Origin of the sequence: Brachybacterium sp. AOP42-C2-15, assembly GCF_052377065.1 — a bacterium.
In the GTDB taxonomy this organism is placed as follows: Bacteria; Actinomycetota; Actinomycetes; order Actinomycetales; family Dermabacteraceae; genus Brachybacterium.
In genome coordinates this window covers 26,161-42,943 of the sequence record NZ_JBQSWK010000024.1, presented here as the reverse complement: position 1 = coordinate 42,943, position 16,783 = coordinate 26,161, and the positions used below count along the sequence as shown (strand labels likewise).

15 protein-coding genes are annotated in these 16,783 nt (G+C 71.3%); 8 read left to right on the top strand and 7 right to left on the bottom strand.

All coding sequences use genetic code 11. The features are described 5' to 3' along the window. Positions 1 to 79: 79 nt before the first annotated feature. A complete protein-coding gene (gene argS, locus ACT3SQ_RS13255; RefSeq protein ID WP_444502492.1) occupies positions 80 to 1,861 on the top strand; it encodes an arginine--tRNA ligase in 1,782 nt (593 codons plus the stop codon). A gap of 175 nt (positions 1,862 to 2,036) precedes the next feature. Next, a complete protein-coding gene (locus ACT3SQ_RS13250) occupies positions 2,037 to 2,744 on the top strand; it encodes a lysoplasmalogenase family protein (RefSeq protein ID WP_441445283.1) in 708 nt (235 codons plus the stop codon). A 21-nt stretch (positions 2,745 to 2,765) separates the two neighbouring features. Here ACT3SQ_RS13250 and ACT3SQ_RS13245 read toward each other — a convergent pair whose 3' ends face one another. Further along, on the bottom strand, positions 2,766 to 3,674 hold the full coding sequence (locus ACT3SQ_RS13245) for an alpha/beta hydrolase fold domain-containing protein (protein WP_444502491.1): 909 nt from the start codon (positions 3,672 to 3,674) through the stop codon (positions 2,766 to 2,768). 107 nt (positions 3,675 to 3,781) lie between these two features. Between ACT3SQ_RS13245 and mtnN the strand changes: the two genes are divergently transcribed. Genes mtnN through ACT3SQ_RS13225 form a run of 4 tightly spaced genes read left to right on the top strand, consistent with a single transcriptional unit; the run spans position 3,782 to position 8,159 of the window. After that, a complete protein-coding gene (gene mtnN / locus ACT3SQ_RS13240) occupies positions 3,782 to 4,591 on the top strand; it encodes a 5'-methylthioadenosine/S-adenosylhomocysteine nucleosidase (RefSeq protein WP_444502490.1) in 810 nt (269 codons plus the stop codon). Positions 4,592 to 4,613: 22 nt separating this feature from the next. Beyond that, complete coding sequence (locus ACT3SQ_RS13235; protein ID WP_442332664.1) at positions 4,614 to 5,654, top strand: substrate-binding periplasmic protein; 1,041 nt, start codon at positions 4,614 to 4,616, stop codon at positions 5,652 to 5,654. After that, positions 5,647 to 6,978, top strand: a complete 1,332-nt coding sequence (locus ACT3SQ_RS13230) for a hypothetical protein (protein WP_442332663.1) — start codon at positions 5,647 to 5,649, stop codon at positions 6,976 to 6,978. The genes ACT3SQ_RS13235 and ACT3SQ_RS13230 overlap by 8 nt, the downstream gene beginning before the upstream one ends. Continuing rightward, positions 6,975 to 8,159, top strand: a complete 1,185-nt coding sequence (locus tag ACT3SQ_RS13225) for an MFS transporter (protein WP_444592434.1) — start codon at positions 6,975 to 6,977, stop codon at positions 8,157 to 8,159. Before ACT3SQ_RS13230 ends, ACT3SQ_RS13225 begins: the two co-directional genes overlap by 4 nt. Positions 8,160 to 8,192: 33 nt before the next feature. Here ACT3SQ_RS13225 and ACT3SQ_RS13220 read toward each other — a convergent pair whose 3' ends face one another. Then, complete coding sequence (locus tag ACT3SQ_RS13220) at positions 8,193 to 9,134, bottom strand: phosphoglycerate dehydrogenase (RefSeq protein WP_444592433.1); 942 nt, start codon at positions 9,132 to 9,134, stop codon at positions 8,193 to 8,195. A gap of 139 nt (positions 9,135 to 9,273) precedes the next feature. Here ACT3SQ_RS13220 and ACT3SQ_RS13215 point away from each other — a divergent pair, with 139 nt between their 5' ends. Continuing rightward, positions 9,274 to 11,046: an alpha/beta hydrolase gene (locus tag ACT3SQ_RS13215; protein WP_444601198.1), complete on the top strand. Its 1,773-nt coding sequence runs from the start codon at positions 9,274 to 9,276 to the stop codon at positions 11,044 to 11,046. Between the two features lie 7 nt (positions 11,047 to 11,053). Here ACT3SQ_RS13215 and ACT3SQ_RS13210 read toward each other — a convergent pair whose 3' ends face one another. Beyond that, positions 11,054 to 11,902, bottom strand: coding sequence for a sulfurtransferase (locus ACT3SQ_RS13210; protein WP_444592431.1), 849 nt, complete (start codon positions 11,900 to 11,902; stop codon positions 11,054 to 11,056). A 65-nt stretch (positions 11,903 to 11,967) separates the two neighbouring features. After that, the gene (locus ACT3SQ_RS13205; RefSeq protein ID WP_442332659.1) at positions 11,968 to 13,188 is read right to left on the bottom strand and encodes an endonuclease/exonuclease/phosphatase family protein; all 1,221 of its coding nucleotides are present in this window, start codon (positions 13,186 to 13,188) and stop codon (positions 11,968 to 11,970) included. A gap of 111 nt (positions 13,189 to 13,299) precedes the next feature. Between ACT3SQ_RS13205 and ACT3SQ_RS13200 the strand changes: the two genes are divergently transcribed. Next, positions 13,300 to 14,166 (top strand): NAD(P)-dependent oxidoreductase, encoded by an 867-nt coding sequence (locus ACT3SQ_RS13200; RefSeq protein ID WP_442332658.1) that lies wholly within the window; start codon positions 13,300 to 13,302, stop codon positions 14,164 to 14,166. A gap of 32 nt (positions 14,167 to 14,198) precedes the next feature. On the opposite strand, the gene ACT3SQ_RS13195 is transcribed toward ACT3SQ_RS13200, so the two are convergent. From ACT3SQ_RS13195 to ACT3SQ_RS13185, 3 genes are read right to left on the bottom strand one after another with little or no spacing between them, the layout of a single operon-like run. Then, entirely contained in the window at positions 14,199 to 14,741 is a 543-nt protein-coding gene (locus tag ACT3SQ_RS13195; RefSeq protein WP_442332657.1) for an AAA family ATPase, read from the bottom strand. A gap of 9 nt (positions 14,742 to 14,750) precedes the next feature. After that, positions 14,751 to 16,454 (bottom strand): FAD-binding dehydrogenase, encoded by a 1,704-nt coding sequence (locus tag ACT3SQ_RS13190; RefSeq protein WP_444592430.1) that lies wholly within the window; start codon positions 16,452 to 16,454, stop codon positions 14,751 to 14,753. A 1-nt stretch (position 16,455) separates the two neighbouring features. Beyond that, on the bottom strand, positions 16,456 to 16,776 hold the full coding sequence (locus tag ACT3SQ_RS13185; protein WP_345080905.1) for a hypothetical protein: 321 nt from the start codon (positions 16,774 to 16,776) through the stop codon (positions 16,456 to 16,458). Between the last annotated feature and the right edge of the window lie 7 nt (positions 16,777 to 16,783).

Here is a 16,783-nt window from a genome sequence, read left to right as displayed (position 1 = left end):
CGGGCAGCGGCCGGGAGGTCCGTCCAGCATCACGCTCCGCCGCGCAGGATCAGCTCGCCGCGCCGATTACCCTGGAGCCATGCCAGCTCCCGAGATCGCGCTGACCCAGCGTTTCCAGTCCGCCTTCACCGCCGCCTTCGGGCCCGAGTTCGCCGACGCGGATCCGATCATCCGCCCCTCCCAGTTCGCGGACTTCCAGTGCAACGCCGCGATGGGACTCGCGAAGCGCCTGGGGAAGAAGCCCCGCGACATCGCCGCCGAGATCCTCGCCGCGGTCGACCTGGACGACATCGCCGAGACCCCCGAGATCGCCGGGCCCGGCTTCCTGAACATCCGCCTGCGCACCGACTGGATCGCCGCGCAGGCCGCCGAGCTCGCCGCCGATGCGCGCCTCGGCGTCCCCTCCCCCGCCTCCCCCGACACCGTGGTGGTCGACTACTCAGCGCCGAACGTCGCCAAGGAGATGCACGTCGGGCACCTGCGCACCACCGTGGTGGGCGACTCGATCGTGCGCACGCTCGAGAAGCTCGGCCACACCGCGATCCGCCAGAACCACATCGGCGACTGGGGCACCCCCTTCGGCATGCTCATCGAGCACCTCCTCGAGGTGGGCGAGGACAGCGCCGAGGCCGATCTGCTCAAGACCGATCCCAACGCCTTCTACCAGGCAGCGCGCGGCAAGTTCGACGCCGCAGAAGCGGCCCAGGAGGCGGGCGCGGGGACCCCCGGACCCGAGGGCGGCGATTTCGCCTCCCGCGCTCGCCAGCGCGTGTCCACGCTGCAGTCCGGCGACGCCGAGTCGCTGCGGATCTGGACCAACCTCGTGGAGCTGTCCAAGCAGTACTTCCACCGCATCTACGACATGCTCGGCGTCACCCTCACCGACGAGCACCTGGCCGGCGAGTCCAGCTACAACGACCTGCTCGAGGCGGTCTGCACGGATCTCGAGGCCGCCGGGATCGCGCGGATCTCCGACGGCGCGCTGTGCGTCTTCCCCGAGGGCTTCCTGGGCCGGGACGAGCAGCCGCTGCCGCTGATCATCCGCAAGTCCGACGGCGGCTACGGCTACGCCACCACCGATCTCGCCGCGATCCGCCACCGGACCACGACGCTCGGCGCCGACCGCATCGCTTATGTGGTCGGCACCGCCCAGGAACTCCACTTCCAGATGGTCTTCAGCGTCGCCCGCGAGGCCGGCTGGCTGCCGGAGGACGTCCAGGCGCAGCACGTGAAGATCGGCTCGGTGCTCGGCGAGGACGGCAAGATCCTGCGCACCCGCTCCGGCTCCTCCCTGCGGCTGATGGCGCTGCTCGAGGAGGCCGTGGCCACCGCCCGCACCGTCATCGAGGAACTGCGACCGGACCTGCCCGAGGCGGAGCGGGAGCAGATCGCCCACGACATCGGCATCGGCGGTGTGAAGTACGCCGACCTCTCCACCGCGCACGACTCGGACTACACCTTCGACCTGGACCGGATGCTGGCCCTGACCGGCAACACCGCCCCGTACCTGCAGTACGCGGTGGCCCGGATCCGCTCGATCAGCCGCAAGGCCGCCGCCCAGGGGATCACGGCGGCCGCCGCCCCGCAGGTCGAGAACGATGCGGAGCGGGCGCTCGCGCTGGCGCTGCTGGAGTTCGGGCCGACGCTCGCCGCGGTCGGCGCCGAGTTCGAACCGCACCGGCTGTGCGCCTACCTGTTCTCGCTCGCGCAGGCATTCACCTCGTTCTACGAGGCCTCCCCGATCCTCAAGGAGTCCGACGAGGGGATCCGGGCCGGCCGACTCGCCCTCGCCCAGCTGACCGAGCAGGTGCTGGTCGACGGTCTCGACGCCCTCGGGGTGAACGCGCCTCAGCAGATGTGAGCTCCGGATGTGAGCTCTGGGCCCCGCCGGAGTGACGCCTCCGGCGGGCAACCCGCGGCAATTCATACAGCTGTCGGCCGTCGTGACCGAAACGTGGCCCGACGTTATCCAAACGTGCCCGATCCGAGCGGCTCATGCCCTGGTCCGGACGGGAAGCGGTTCCTACGCTTGAGCAGTGCCGCCGATCCGCTCCGTCCACCACCTGCTCTGGGCGCTCTACGCCCTCACGGTGATCGTGCACATCGGTGCCGTGATGATGGACGCGGACGTCGCCCAGCGGCTGACCCAGCCCCTGTTCGCACCGCTGTTGATGGCGGTGCTGCTCACCGCCGCGCCGCAGCGCTCCCGCACCACGACCCTGTTGCTCGGCGGGCTGCTGTGCGCCTGGGCCGGAGACACGCTGGGCCAGCTGCTGCCCGCTGCCGTCCAGCTCCTCACGGTGTTCGGCTTCCTGGGGGCGCTGGTCTTCTACTCGGCGGCGCTGGCCCCGATCTGGGCGCGCAGCCGCGATGCGATGCGCATCGCCCTGGCCATCCCCTATGCAGGGGTGGTGATCGGGCTGTTCGTGGCCTGCGCCGACGGCGCCGGTCCCCTGCTGCCGGTGGTCGCGGCCTATGCGGTGGCGCTGGCCACGATGGCTTTCCTCTCGGCCGGCGGCAACGGGCTGACCTGGACCGGGGGCACCCTGTTCCTGATGTCCAGCTCGCTGCTGGCGATGGACTGGTTCCTGCCGGGCGCTTCGATCGCCTACAGCACCGAGCTGGTGATGCTCACGTACACCGTGGGCCACGCCCTCCTGATCGCCGGCATGGTCCAGGCGCTGCCGCGCCGCCGCTGGACCGCCTGCGCGCCGACCGCAGCCCTCGTGATCGTCGAGAACTGAGGCCAGCCTGGGCTCTGCCGGTCAGAACCGCGGCGAGGGTGCCAGCACCCGCTCCAACAGCTCCGCCTGCTCGCGGTGGAGCCGCTCGATGTCCTCGCCCTTGCGGGCGATCAGCTGCAGGCCCAGGCGGCCGCTGACCTCGCGATAGGACAGGTCCGCCCCGTTCTCCTCGAGCTGCAGCTTCGCGACCCGCACATCGGAGAGGAACAGGTCCCGCATCCCGACGCTGAGGTGGATGGGCGGCAGCTCGTCGAGCCGGGCGTTGATCGGGGAGAGATCCGCATCGTCCAGCGCGGTGCGCCCCGCGTAGCGGCGCGCCGCGTCCCGCAGCAGGCGCCGCTCATGCACCGGATCGGTCTGATCCGTCTCGGTGATCCCGGCGTTGGACAGCTCGAGGTCCAGCCAGGGGGACATCGCGATCAGCGCGACGGGGGCGGGGATGTCACTCTGCTCCCCCAGCCGCCGCGCGATGACGAAGGCCAGGCCGCCGCCGGAGTGCTGACCGGCCAGCACCCAGGGACGGTCCGTGAGGCGGCCGTCGGCGGCGAGGGCGGCGAGCGCCGATTCCACGTCATCCCTGCCCACGGGGTGCTGGTGGTCGGGGGCGTTGCGGTAGTCGAGCATCAGCCCGGCGCAGCCTCTGGCCTCGGCCTGGCGCGAGAGCCAGGCCCAGTCGCTCGAGAACGGGCCGGAGACGTAGGCGCCGCCGTGGAGGTAGACGATGACGCCGTTCTCGGCGCGATGCTCGTCCAGCCAGACTGCGCGGGTGCGACCGATCATCTCGGGCTCGATCGCGTGGGACTTCAGCACGTGGCTGGGCGGATTGGGGCGGCGGGCCTCGCTCAGCGCCTGATGGGACAGGGTCGCGGGGATCGGGATCCGCCGTACAGCACGTGCCCCCGTCACCATGGCGTCTCGGATGCGTCCCATCAGTGCCTCCTGTCCGCGACCTCGAGGGCCGCCTCGCTGGCGTATGCACCCAGCCTAACGAATCGAGCTGGGACCGAGCCTCCGCCGCGCCCCGGTACCCTTCCCCCATGCCTCGCTCGCCTCTGCCTCCGTCGTCGTCGCCCCGCACTCTCCCCGGACCCCTGCTGGTCTTTGTCGCGATGCCCGAGGAGGCATCGCCGCTGGTCGCACGGCTCGAGGGCGCCGCTGTGCTCGAGACCCCCTTCACCGAGGGCGTCGCCGCGGTGCGCGGCGCCCTGCGGGGCATCGACACCGTGGTGGTCACCACCGGGATCGGGATCGCCGCCGCCTCAGCGGCCGCCACCTGGGGCATCCTCAGCACTGCTCCGGCCCTGGTCGTCGCCGCCGGTTCCTGCGGCGGTCTCGCGGCCGACGTCGAGGTGGGCACGCTGGTCGTCGGTGAGACCTTCACCTACTCGATCGCCGATGCCACCGCTTTCGGCTACGCCCCGGGGCAGGTCCCCGGCGGTCCCGAGCGCTTCGCGGCTGCCCCGGACTGTGTGGACCTCGCCGAGCAGGCGGCACTGCGAGCCGACGCGCACGGAGCACAGGACACCCCCGGAGCGCAGGGAGCGGGCCGGGGGGTGCGGCGCGGCCTGATGCTCTCCGGGGATGCCTTCGTCACCGCCGAGCTCGCCGAGCCGATGCGCGCCCGGTTCCCCTCTGCGCTCAGCGCCGACATGGAGACCACGGCGAGCGCCCGCACCGCGGCGGCGCTGGGGGTTCCCTTCGTGGCGCTGCGCGCGATCTCGGACCTGTGCGGGCCTGCGGCCGGTCAGCAGTTCCATCTCGAGCTGGACCTGGTCGCGGAGATCTCGGCCCGCGCGGTCGAAGAGCTCGCACGGGCGCTGTCCCTGAGCACTCCCGTCGAGTTCTGAGCCGTATGTCTAAGATTCTCAGGTGACTCGCCGCCCTGTCCCCCGTTCCCGACCCGTCACCTGGCAAGTGATCGCGCTCGTGATCACGGTCGTGGCCTCGCTGGTCCTGGTGTCGATGGTGGTCAAGGTGCGACCTCCGTCCCGGTCGCTGCCGATCACTCTGGTCAGCTCGGACTGGGAGCCCTACCTCTCCCCCGACCTGCCGGAGAACGGCCCGCTCGCCCAGATCACCACGCAGACCCTGCAGGGTGCCGGCTATCAGCCCGAGTACACCTTCACCAGCTGGACCCTCGCGCAGCAGGCGGTGGAGAACGGCGGCGCGCTGGGCGTGGTGGCGATGGTGCAGTCGGGGCAGCGGGACGGGCGGTTCCTCTACTCGGACCCGATCGTCGAGCTGCGGTACACGCTGTTCGGCCTCAGCGACGACGACCTCGCAGCGATCTCCGAGCGTGATGACCTGGGAGGACTGCGGGTAGCCCGGATCGACGGCTATGACTATTGGGCCGAGCTGGACAGCTCCGGGGCCGAGTTCTCGACCTATCCCACCGCGGAGGTCGCCTTCGCCGCCCTCGAGGACGGCGAGGTGGATCTGGTCGCCGAGGATGCGTTGGCGGGCCGCGCCGCCCTGGACGGGCCCGGCTATGCCCGCGACGGCGCCTCGATCACCGAGGTGCAGCCGATCACCCCGCTGACCTCCTCGACGCAGGGCCTGCACATGCTGATCCGGGACAGTGCCGAGGGGCGTCGCCTGCAGGAGGACTTCAATACCTCGCTCGCCGCCTACCGGGAGACCTCTGAGTACACGGATCAGCTGCTCTCGCTCGAGCAGACCTCCGCCGCGGTGACGCTGCAGGGCGGGACCGCAGGCATCGAGCTCTTCGACGACGACGACCCCGGGCTGCGGCTCGGCGTGACCCCACCGGGCACCCATGGCACGGTCCTGGGATGGCCGGAAGCACCGGACGATGAGGAGGCACGGGTGCAGGTGAAGCTCCTGGACGGACCATGGCAGGGCAAGATCGTCAGCGTACGGCTGGGGGACGTGGTGATCGCTGATGCATGAGTTCCGCTGGTTGGCTCCGGCACTGATCGGGGTGACATCGGTGCCCGGCATCCGGGACCGCGAACCCACCCGTGATCGCGCCTTCTGGGCCCGTGTCGCACGTGACTTCCCGGGCGAGACCTGGAAGTTCCCCAGAACCCAGGAGTTCGACGGCGAGCTCGAGTACTCCGAGGCCACCGGGGACCGGCTCCCCCAGCCGCTCGAGCTGGTGGAGGCGCAGATGGATCCCGCCACCCTGGCCGGGCTGGTCACCGAGGAGGGGATGGCGCCCACCGCGCTGAAGTGGACTCTGTTCGACCATGGCGTGGTGCTCTTCGAGGGAGTCCTGAGTGCAGAGATGCTGCCCGGGGAGCGCACCTCCGAGGCGGCGAAGCGGCTTGAGGTCTCGGTGCAGGCGATCGCCAAGCGCTTGTCCCGGAAGATCCTCGAGGAGGATCTGACGCGGTTGACGGACGTGCTCGACACCGCCCCGGACTCCGCCGAGCATGTGGTGATCGATCGGAACGAGGAGGCGGCCTCCGAGCTCAGCCGCGGGCTCTGGGAGGGGCCGCTGTGGGTGGCTCGGGCACTGCGATTCACCGGCCTGGACACCGCCAAGGTGGAGTTCGCCCGGGCGTGGATCGCCGGGATCGGCGAACACGCCAGCGATTACATCGGTGAGCTCCTGGCCGGGGAACGCACAAACGTCACCGAGTGGATGAACTACGTCTACGCCGAGAACGATTCCACCGAGGTGCTGTGGGAGGCGCTGCGGCGCGCCCAGTACTTCTACGCCGCGATGAGGGGCGTGGACTCGACGCTGCGCAACATCCTCTCCTGGTCCATGGCCGAGCGTTCCGAGGTCTCGCTGACGTTGCTGCGCTCCCAGCTCGAGGACTCGATGAACCAGGCCCAGGAGCTGCTGCTGGTCCAGGCCGAGGTCGGTAAATATGCCAACCGGATCGGCCGCACCGAGATGAAACGGATCCTCGCGGGCTGGGACTATGACGAGATCCTCGGCGCGCCGGTGCGCGAGAAGCTGCGGATCTGCCGCGAGCGTCTGGACTCGCTCGCGGAGGACCGATCCGCCCGCAGCGCGATGTTCACCGACGTCATCCTGATGACCATCGGTGTCACGTCGGTGCTGGCCACCGCGATCGCGCTGGTGCAGTTCGGCCGCGCTGCCAGCTCCGATCCCGGCCAGTCCGCCTTCGACCTCGGGCGCGGCCGGATCACCTACTGGTTCTCGTCCCAGTCGATCGACACCATAGTCCTGGTCAGTGCGATCATCTCGCTGGTGCTGGTGCTCGTCTTCGTCTGGAAACGGCGCCAGAGCATCTCATGAGTCCGCTGGTCCGTCTGGGCGCGGTCAGGCTCCTGCTCGATGTCCAGTTCTGGTTCCCGGTCTGGCTGATCCTGCTGCTGGACCGGGGCTTCAGTCTCGGCGAGGCGGCACTCGTGGATGGCCTGTTCCGGGTGGTGGTGGTCGCCGCCGAGCTGCCGATGGGCAAGTTCGCGGACCGGCTCGGGCGCAAGCGCACCGTGATCCTGGTCTGTCTGGCCACCAGCGTCGTGTTCACGGCGATCGGCCTGGTCAACACCCTGCCGGTGCTCGTCATCACCTGGATCGCGTGGGGCCTGCTGTGGGCGCTCGCGTCCGGGGTGGACACCGCCTACTCCTGGGAGCTGGCCCAGCAGGAGCGGCCCGGTCACGCCCAGCGCTACCTGGGCAGGACCCGTGCGATCACCGGCACCGCCGGCGTGATCTCCCTGCTGACGGCTGGCTGGCTGTACGACATCGCACCCGGGCTGCCGTTCTGGGCAACCGCCGCCCTGGCGGCGCTGGCACTGCTGATCGCGCTCACCCTGCCGGACATCGATCCGGAGCGCGTGGGCACTGCGGCCGCCACCGCCACCTCGAGCCTGCGCATGGCGCTGAGCGACCCGTCCCTGCGCAACGCGGTGGCCCTCGCCGCCGTCGTGCTCGCGACGGGCTGGTCGCTGCAGATCCTGGTGCAGCCGCTGGCCCTGCAGCTCGGGCTGGCCCCTGCCTCCACCGGCGTGGTCTATGCGGTGTTCGCGGTGGCCGGTGGGCTGGGCGGGGTGCTCGGTGCCCGCTCGGCGCGGGTCTCCCAGCCATGGGTGCCGCTGTCGATGCTCGGCCTCGCCCTGGCCTGCGTCGGGATCGGGCTGCTGATCCGTTCGGAGCTCGCGATCCTGTCGATCGTGGTGCTGCTGCCGATCATCGGCATCCTCCACGCCCTCGCCAAGACGGTCACCGACATCTGGGTCGCGCAGATCTCGGGGCCGCGGGTGCTGGCCTCCGTGTTCTCCGTGGTCTCGCTGATCGGTGGGCTGGTGATCGCCGTCGCCCGGCCCGGGCTGGTGGTGCTGTCCGGGGTGATCGGCGCCGGCGAGGCCTTCGCCGCCTGGGGCGCGGTGAGCATGGCCGGGATGGCTGCCTGCCTGCTGCTGTGGCGGCGGCGGGCCCGGGCCGCCGTCGCGGCATCGCACCCGTACGGCTGAGCGGACCCGGCGACCCAGCTCCACCGCACGGGCTCAGCGCTCCGTCGAGTGCAGGATCTCCGTTCCCGCCGCGAGCGCTCCGAGGTTCTCGCTGATCCGTTCGTCGGCACCCACCGGACGCCCACCTGCGGCGTGCGGGGTGATCAGCAGGCGCGGGGCGTCCCACAGCGGATCCTCTGCGGGCAGCGGCTCCGGATCGGTGACGTCCACGGCCGCACCGCCCAGGGTGCCGGCCTCGAGCGCCTCACGCAGGGCGACCTGGTCCACGGTGGCGCCGCGGCCCACGTTGATCAGCAGCGCGTGGTCGGGCAGCGCGGCCAGCACCTCGCGTCCCACGATCCCGGCGGTCTGCTCCGTCGCGGGCAGGATGTTGATCAGCACATCGACCTCGGGCAGTGCGGCGAGCACCGTCTCCTCGGCGATCACCTCGAACCCCGCCCGGGTGCCGGCGCTGCGGGCGGCTCCCCGCACCTCGGCGCCGAGCGCCCGCAGGGTGGGGGCGAGGGTCTGCCCGATCTGTCCGAAGCCCCAGATCAGCACCCGGGCACCGATCAGGGTGGTGAGCCGGCCCTCGGGATGGAGCGGCTGCAGGCCACCGAGCTCGGTGGACCACTCGTGGCGCTGCTGCGCCTCGCGGCTCTCCGGGAGGCGCCGCACCAGGCTCAGCAGCAGCGCGAGGGCATGCTCGCTGACCGTGAGGGAGTGCAGCCCAGCCCCTGCGGCGATCACCACGTCCTCCTCGAAGCCCGCGGCGAGGATGCCCTCCACCCCCGCTGAGAGCGACTGCACCAGCTTCAGATCTGGCAGCTGCTCCGCCGCGGAGGCGAGATGGCGACGGGAGGAACCCCACACCACCAGCACCTGTGCGTCGTGATGCGCGGCAGGGATCTCGGCACGGGCGTCGATCGTCACCGCCTCCCAGCCCGCGGGCAGCGTGGGGTCCAGCGGAACGGTGTCGGGCAGCAGGATCTTCATGCCCCTCAGACTACGGATCCGCGATGCGCCCGGCGCCGCCCCGCCGCCCTCCGGACCGGCGCCCTCACGGATGCGGACCGAGGGACCGTTCCGATAGCCTGCGCTCATGCGTTCTGGCCCCGCACGATCCCTCTTCGGCGTGACGAGACTGACGGGCGGTGCCCGGGCGATGCTGCGCTCGGCCACCCGGAGGACGGGGCAGCGGGCCCGCCGGGTCGCGGTCGCTGCTCCGCTGGACACCGGTGGCTTCCTCGGGGCCTCGGTCGCCGCCTGGATCTCCACCTCCCCGAGCCTGCTGCCGCGCACCTGGTGGATGTGGGCCGTGAACATGGGGCTGTCCGAGGTCTACGGCTACGCGAGCGGCGTGATGGCCCGGAAGCTGGTGCGTCGGATCGGCACCGGGATCGGTCTGCAGGTCCAGATCGCCCCCGACCATCGGGCACGGGTCCGTTGGGCCGGGGCAGCCGCCCTGGTGGGCATCTCGTCCTACTCCTGGGTTCGCGGGGTGCTGCGTCAGCGGGAGATCAGCCATCGGGTGCAGCAGGAGCCGAAGAACGTCGCGACCCATGTGGTGGGCAGCGCGGCGGGCCTCGGCGCCTCTCTCGGCGCGCTGGTGCTGGCCCGCTCGGTGATCGCGACCGCGCATCTGTATCGCGCGATGCTGCGTCCCTACCTCCCACCCCGGACCGTGCGCGTGCTCTCCCTGCTGCTCACTGCGGCGACCGTCGCGGTGGTCACCGACCGGCTGCTCCGCGGCCGTGTGCTGGAGAACATGCTGGAGCGGGCCGAGATCGCGAATCGGCTGATCTCCCCGGACGTCCCCCGCCCCACCTCGCCGCTGCGCTCGGGTGGTCCCCAGTCGCTCGAGACCTGGCAGTCGCTCGGTGCACCCGGCCGCAAGATCGTCGCCGGCGGCGCGGACCGCCGCCTGATCACCCGGACCGTCGGCCGGGAGGCGCTCGAGCCGATCCGCGTCTACGCCGCGAAGTCCGCCTCCCGCTCGCTCGAGGACACCGTCGCCGGGGTGGTGGCGGAGCTGGACCGCACAGGGGCCTGGGACCGCAAGGTGCTGGTGCTGTTCACCGGCACCGGCACCGGCTGGCTGCAGGAATGGTCGCTCTCGGCGATCGAGTTCCTCACCGCCGGGAACTGCGCCACCGCCTCGATCCAGTACTCGTTCTACCCCAGCCCGCTGACGTATCTGGTGGACCGTCGTTCCCCCCAGCGGGCCGGGCGCCTGCTGCTCGAAGCGGTCCGTCGCCGGCTGGCCGAGCTCCCAGCGGATCGTCGGCCCGCGCTCTATGTGGCCGGGGAATCCCTGGGCTCCTATGGTGGCCAGGCCGCCTTCCGGGACGTCCCGGAGATGCTCTCCACGGTCGACGGCGCGGTCTGGACCGGGACCCCGAGCATCACGCCGCTCTGGCAGCAGCTCACCGCGCACTCCCGTCCCGGCTCCCCCGCCGTCGCCCCGATCATCGACAGCGGGCGCAACATCCGTGTGGTCACCCGGCCGCGGGACCTGGTGCGCAACTACTGGGGCGGCCTCTACGCGCCGTGGGAGCATCCGCGGGTGGTCTACGCCCAGCACCCCTCCGACCCGGTGGTCTGGATGGATCTCTCGCTGCTCTGGCGGGAACCTGCCTGGCTGCGGGAACGGGTGGGGCACGATGTCACCCCCGCGATGCGCTGGTTCCCCTGGATCACCTTCTGGCAGATCGCGGCGGACATGCCGCTGTCGATCAAGGTCAGAGGAGGTCACGGCCACTCCTATCACGAGGAGATGGTGCCGATCTGGGCCGCGGTGCTGGGCCAGGACGGCGCCGGGACCGGCACCGAGGCGCAGCAGATGGCGCAGCGGCGCAGGCTCCGCGCGATCGTCGACGCGATCCGTGGGAGCACCCCGCAGCTGTGAGGGCCGCTCAGGGAGTGGGGCCGACGACCACGGGGCGGGTAGCCTCCGCGCTCCACTGCGACCACGATCCCGGGAACAGGCGCACCCGGGTGAAGCCTGCACGCTCCAGAGCCAGCAGGTCATGGGTGGCGGTGACGCCCGAGCCGCAGTACACGACGGTCTCACGGTCCTCGCGCACCCCGGCGGCCTCGAAGCGGCGACGCAGCTGGTGCGGGGACAGGAAGCGGCCCTCCGGATCCAGGTTCTCGGCGAAGGGCAGGTTCACGGCGCCGGGGATGTGCCCGGCGCGGGGGTCGATCGGCTCGACCTCCCCGCGGTAGCGCTCGGCGGCGCGGGCATCGATCACCAGGGCCGCCCCGGCGGCGACCTCGTCAGCGGTGGCGATGCGGCTCGCGGGCCAGTCACGCACCGGCACGTCACCGGCTGTGGGACGCGCGTCCGTCGTCTCCAGCGGCCCGTCCCAGGCATCCAGACCGCCGCTGAGCACCGCGGCGTCGTGCCCCAGTGCTCGCAGCATCCACACCAGGCGACCGGCCGGGGCCCCGTTGCTGTCGTCGTAGGCGACCACGGTGGAGCCCTCGGTGACTCCGGCCCTGCGCAGCGCTTCCGCGAAGTCTGCCGCCGCGGGCAGGGGGTGACGCCCCGCCTCGGGCCGGGCGGGGGCGGCCAGCTCGGTGTCGAGGTCGAGGTAGACCGCACCCGGCAGATGACCCTCGAGATAGGTGTGATGGCCCTTGGAACCATCCAGCGCCCAGCGCACGTCGAGCAGCTGGACCTGGCTGTCCCCCGCAGCGGCTCCCGTGAGCAGCGTCTGCAGGTGGGCGATGTCGATGATCGGAGGCAGTGCGGAGGTCATGTCAGAAGCCTACGACTCCACAGAGCGACACCACAGCACGACTCCACAGTGCGTTTACGCGGCGCTCAGGACTTGAGCTGGAGGTCCACCCGCACCAGGCGATGATCGGAGGTCGGGAACGGGTACACGCCGGTCAGCTCGCTGCCGGGGTGTCCCTGCGACGGCCAGAACACCGCGGAGGAGACCACCTGGAGCGGCCGAGAGGGGAGCACATAGTCCACCCGGAGGTTGCCCGGGGCGGGATCGTCGCCGAAGTCGGCGGTGTCGAACTGGGGGTCCCCGAGATGTTCGCGGTTCGCCGCCCCCTGCGTGGTCGCAGCCTCCACCGCGCCCGAGCTGCGGGGCTTGGTGTCCTGCACCCGCGCATGGGAGAGCAGCCGATCGATAGCACCGGGCCATGAGTCGCCGTCGAGCGGATCGGAGTTGTAGTCGCCCAGGATCACGAACTGCTCCTGGGGTGCGAGCCCTCCGCGAATGCCGGCATCATCGACGATCCAGCTCGAGCGTCGGCCGGGACTGAGGTAGTCGGCCCACAGGCGGATCTCGTCGCTGTTGCGGCGCTGGTTGCGCTTCTCGGGCCCGTCGAAGCTCGGCGGGGTGGGATGCGCGGCCAGCACATGCAGGGTGCTCGGACCGACCTGCACCGGCACATCCCAGTGCGACTTCGAGCTCAGGCGCAGCCGGGCCGCGATCTCCGGGCCGTAGAACTCGGTGGGCAGCAGGTTGCTGGGCATGTCCGCCCAGAGCAGGTTCTGGAAGGTGCGCACCTGATCCGTGAGGATGGGGAAGCGGGAGAGGATCGCCATCCCGTACTGGCCGGGGAACTCCCCGAAGCCCCAGGCATCATCCGGCCCGCCCACGGTCCCATCACGGTTCAGATCCATCCCGCTGGGCACCCCGGTGTTCACCGGGGCGGTGAAGACGTAGGGGTAGAAGACCGCGCTCTTGCCGTTCTGCGGCACCTCGAGGTACTTCTCGCGGAAGAGGTCCAGGCCGGCACCGGCCTCGTCGTGGTCGAACTCGTTCAGCAGCAGCACGTCGGGGTTGTTGATCTGGATGACCTCGGCGACCGCGCGGATCTGCGGGTCCTCACCGGTGGCGAGGTCCTCGAGCAGCTGCCCGGCCCGGCCCCGATTGAGCGAGGCGTTGAAGGTCGCGACTCGCAGGTTCTGGAAGCGGCCGCTGTGACGAGCAGGTGCCGGGGCGGCCTCCGCCACGGCGGGCAGACCGAAACCGGCGGCAGCAGCCGCGACGAGTGCTCGACGACGGGTTACGCGAGGAGTCATACCCCCATTGTGCACTCTCCGGAGAGCGCACGACAGTTCGCTGTGGACGGCCCGCCTGCACCCCCTCCCGTGAGCCGCGCCAGATGCGCGCCAGATGACAGACTGGGGAGCATGAGAATCGCATTCCTGGGAACCGGCCGCATGGGCACCGAGCTCGCCCTTCACCTGGTCAAGGACCATGAGCTGACAGTCTGGAACCGCACCGCGGAGCGCACCGCGCGGCTGGCCGACGCGGGTGCCGCGGTCGCCGCCACCGCCGCTGCGGCCGTCGACGGTGCCGAACTGGTCATCACCTCCCTGTTCGGACCCGACGCGGTGCGCGAGACGGTCATCGCGCCCGCGCTGATCCCCGGGGGCATCCCCTGGGTGGACACCACGACCGTCTCCCCCGCCGATGCGGACGAGTTCGCCGCCGCAGTCCCCACCTATGTGGGTGTGCCGGTGGTCGGCTCGCTGGGCCCCGCCCGCCACAGCGCGCTCGGCGTCTACGTCGGCACCCCTGACGCCGCCCTGCGGGCCCGGGTGATGGAGCTGGTGGCCCCCTGGGCCGATCCGACGCGGCTGATCGGGGTGGATTCCGGCCGGAAGGCCGCCGTCGGGAAGCTGCTTGCGAACCTGGCCCTTGCGATCAGCGCGCAGGGCCTGCGCGAGGCGCTCGCCCTCGGCGAGGCGACCGGCGCCTCCGCCGAGGAGACCCTCGAGATGCTCGGCGGGACCGGTCTCGCCTTCATCGCCACGATGAAGGGCCCCTTCGTCCGCGGCGAGCGCACGACCGAGGGCGGAGACTTCACGGCGAATGCGATCGCGAAGGATGCCCGGCTGATGATCGACAGCGTTGAGGGCACGGCGCGTCCGGGTGCTGACCTGCCCGCCCTGCATGGCGCGCTGGCCTCGTTGGATGCTGAGATCGAGGCGGGTCACGGCGAGCATGACTTCTCGACGATGCTGCTGCCGGGAGCCGAGCCGACGACCCGCTGAGAGGCTGACTCCCTCCGCTCGCCGCTTCGGGGTCAGATACCGACGGCGGCGAGCACGGCGCGCGCGGTGGCCTGCGGGTCAGCTCCGACCTCGACCTGGACGTCCTCGACCGCCGCGGCGTCGAGGATCGCAGTGAGCTCGTCGAAACGGTCCAGGTGCCAGGCGAGTCCTGTTGGGTCGTGCTCGTGCCGACGGCGCAGACGGGCGCGCACCAGATCCCGCGGGGCGCTCAACCGCACCACGGTGAGCGGGCTGCCGAGCGCCGCCTGGTACTCCTGCCGCACTGTGCGCTCCTCGAGCACCCCAGCCGCGACCAGCACCCGGGCGCCGGCCGCGCGATAGTTCGCCGCGACGGCGGTGAGGTTCCGGTGTTCGAGGGCGGAGTGGAACCTGTCGCCTGCGGGGGCCGGCCAGGCCAGACGCAGCTGGTCCAGATCGATCACCGCACCGGGGATGTCCCGCGCCCGGAGCTCGTCACCGATCGCGTGCGCGGTGGTGGTCTTGCCGACGCCGACCGCGCCGCTGAGCAGCAGCGCGTGCGGCGACGCTCCGAGGTCATCAGCCCAGTTCATCATCAGCCCCGCTCACCGCAGGTCCACCAGGATTCCGCGGGCCGCCTGGCGTCCGGAGAAGAGGCAACCGCCGAGGAAGGTGCCTTCGAGGGCGTTGTGCCCGTGCACGCCGCCGCCCCCGAACCCGCTCGCCTCCCCGGCCGCGTACAGCCCGGCCAACGGCTCGGTTCCCGCGACCTCTGTGCCAGCGGCCGTACCCGCCTCGCGCTGCACTCTCCCGCCGAGATCGGTCTCGAGACCGCCGAGGGTCTTGCGCAGCAGCACGTGCAGGCGCACCGCGATCAGCGGACCGGCCTTCGCATCCAGCAGCCGATGCGGGGCGGCAGTGCGGATCAGCCGGTCACCCACGTACTTCCGCGTTCCGCGCAGGGCCGTGATCTGAGCGTCCTTCGAGAACGGGTTCCGCACCTCTGCGTCCCGGGCGCGGATCACGCGCTCGAGCTCCTCAGCCTCGATCAGCTCCTCACCTGTCAGCGCGTTCATCTGGCGGACCAGGTCGGGAACGGAATCCGCCTGCAGGAAGTCCTCGCCGTGGTCGAGGAAGGCCTGCACCGGGCCGGGCGCGCCGGGCTTGACGCGGGAGAGCACCTGGCGCACGTCCCTGCCGGTGAGGTCCGGGTTCTGCTCGCTGCCGGAGAGCGCGAGCTCCTTCTCGATGATCTTCCGGGTGAGCACGAACCAGGAGTGATCATGGCCGGTGGTGCGCAGGTGGCGCAGCGTCGAGGTGGTGTCGAAACCGGGATAGGCGGGCGCCGGCAGCCGGTTACCGCGGGCATCGATCCAGAGCGAGGACGGACCGGGCAGGATCCGGATCCCGTGCCCCCGCCAGACGGGGTCCCAGTTGCGGATCCCCTCCGTGTAATGCCACATCCGATCCTGGTGGATCCAGTGGCCGCCGGCCCGCGCCGCGGCGAGCATCCCCGTCCCGTCGACGCTCGTCGGCACCCCGTGCACGAACTGCTCCGGCATGGTCCCCAGCTCGGCGGGCCACAGCTGACGCACCAGCTCCTCGTTGCCGCCGATGCCACCGGTGGCGACCAGCACCGCGGCAGCCCGCTCCTCGAACTCCCCGGCCACCTCGCGGCTCGAGCCGACGCCGCGCGGGGTGGCGTCGGCCGCGAGCACACTGCCGCGCACCCCGGTGACGCGCCCGCCCTCGACCAGCAGCTCCTCCACCGCGTGCCGGGTGCGCAGCACGATACGACCGGCCGCGCGATGTGCGGCGAGCTTCTTCACGAAGGGCTCCACGATCCCCGGACCGGTGCCCCAGGTGATGTGGAAGCGCGGCACCGAGTTGCCGTGCCCCTCGGCGCGGCCGTCACCCCGCTCCGCCCAGCCCACCACCGGAAAGCTGCGGTGGCCGAGCCGGTGCAGCCAGTCCCGCTTCTCGCCCGCGGCGAACTGCAGGTATGCCTCAGCCCAGCGGCGTGGCCAGTGGTCGGCGGGACTGTCGAAGGCCGCGGAACCCAACCAGTCCTGGCGGGCCAGGTCCAGGCTGTCGCGGATCCCCAGTCGGCGCTGCTCCGGGGAGTCGATGAAGAACAGCCCGCCGAAGCTCCACCAGGCCTGGCCGCCGAGATCCTGCTCCCCCTCGCGCTCGAGCAGGAGCACACGTCGGCCGCCGTCGGCGATCTCGGTGGCGGCGACCAGCCCCGCAAGGCCCGCGCCGATGACGATCGCGTCCTGGCCACCGGCGGAGCTCGAGCGGGCGGTCATCTCACTGGACTTTGATGCGGCGCACGCGCTGGAGGTGCTCGGTGCTGTTGCGCCCGGACATGGAGCGGCTCTTCTGGCGGTTGTTGGAGCCGACCTTCCGGTCGCCCTGACGGAGGTTGCCGACGGCGACCTCCGTCTCCTTCTCGTACTCGTGGCGCTTGTCGGTGTTGCGGTAGTAGCGGTAGATCCCGCCGTAGACCGCCGCGAACACCGCCGGACCGGCGATGAAGGGGAAGGCGATGCCGATGGCACCGGAGTCGGAATCGGCCAGCAGCATCGTGGTCGTCGGATCGGCGGCCAGCTCAGCGAGCAGCGGGAGCATCGCATCC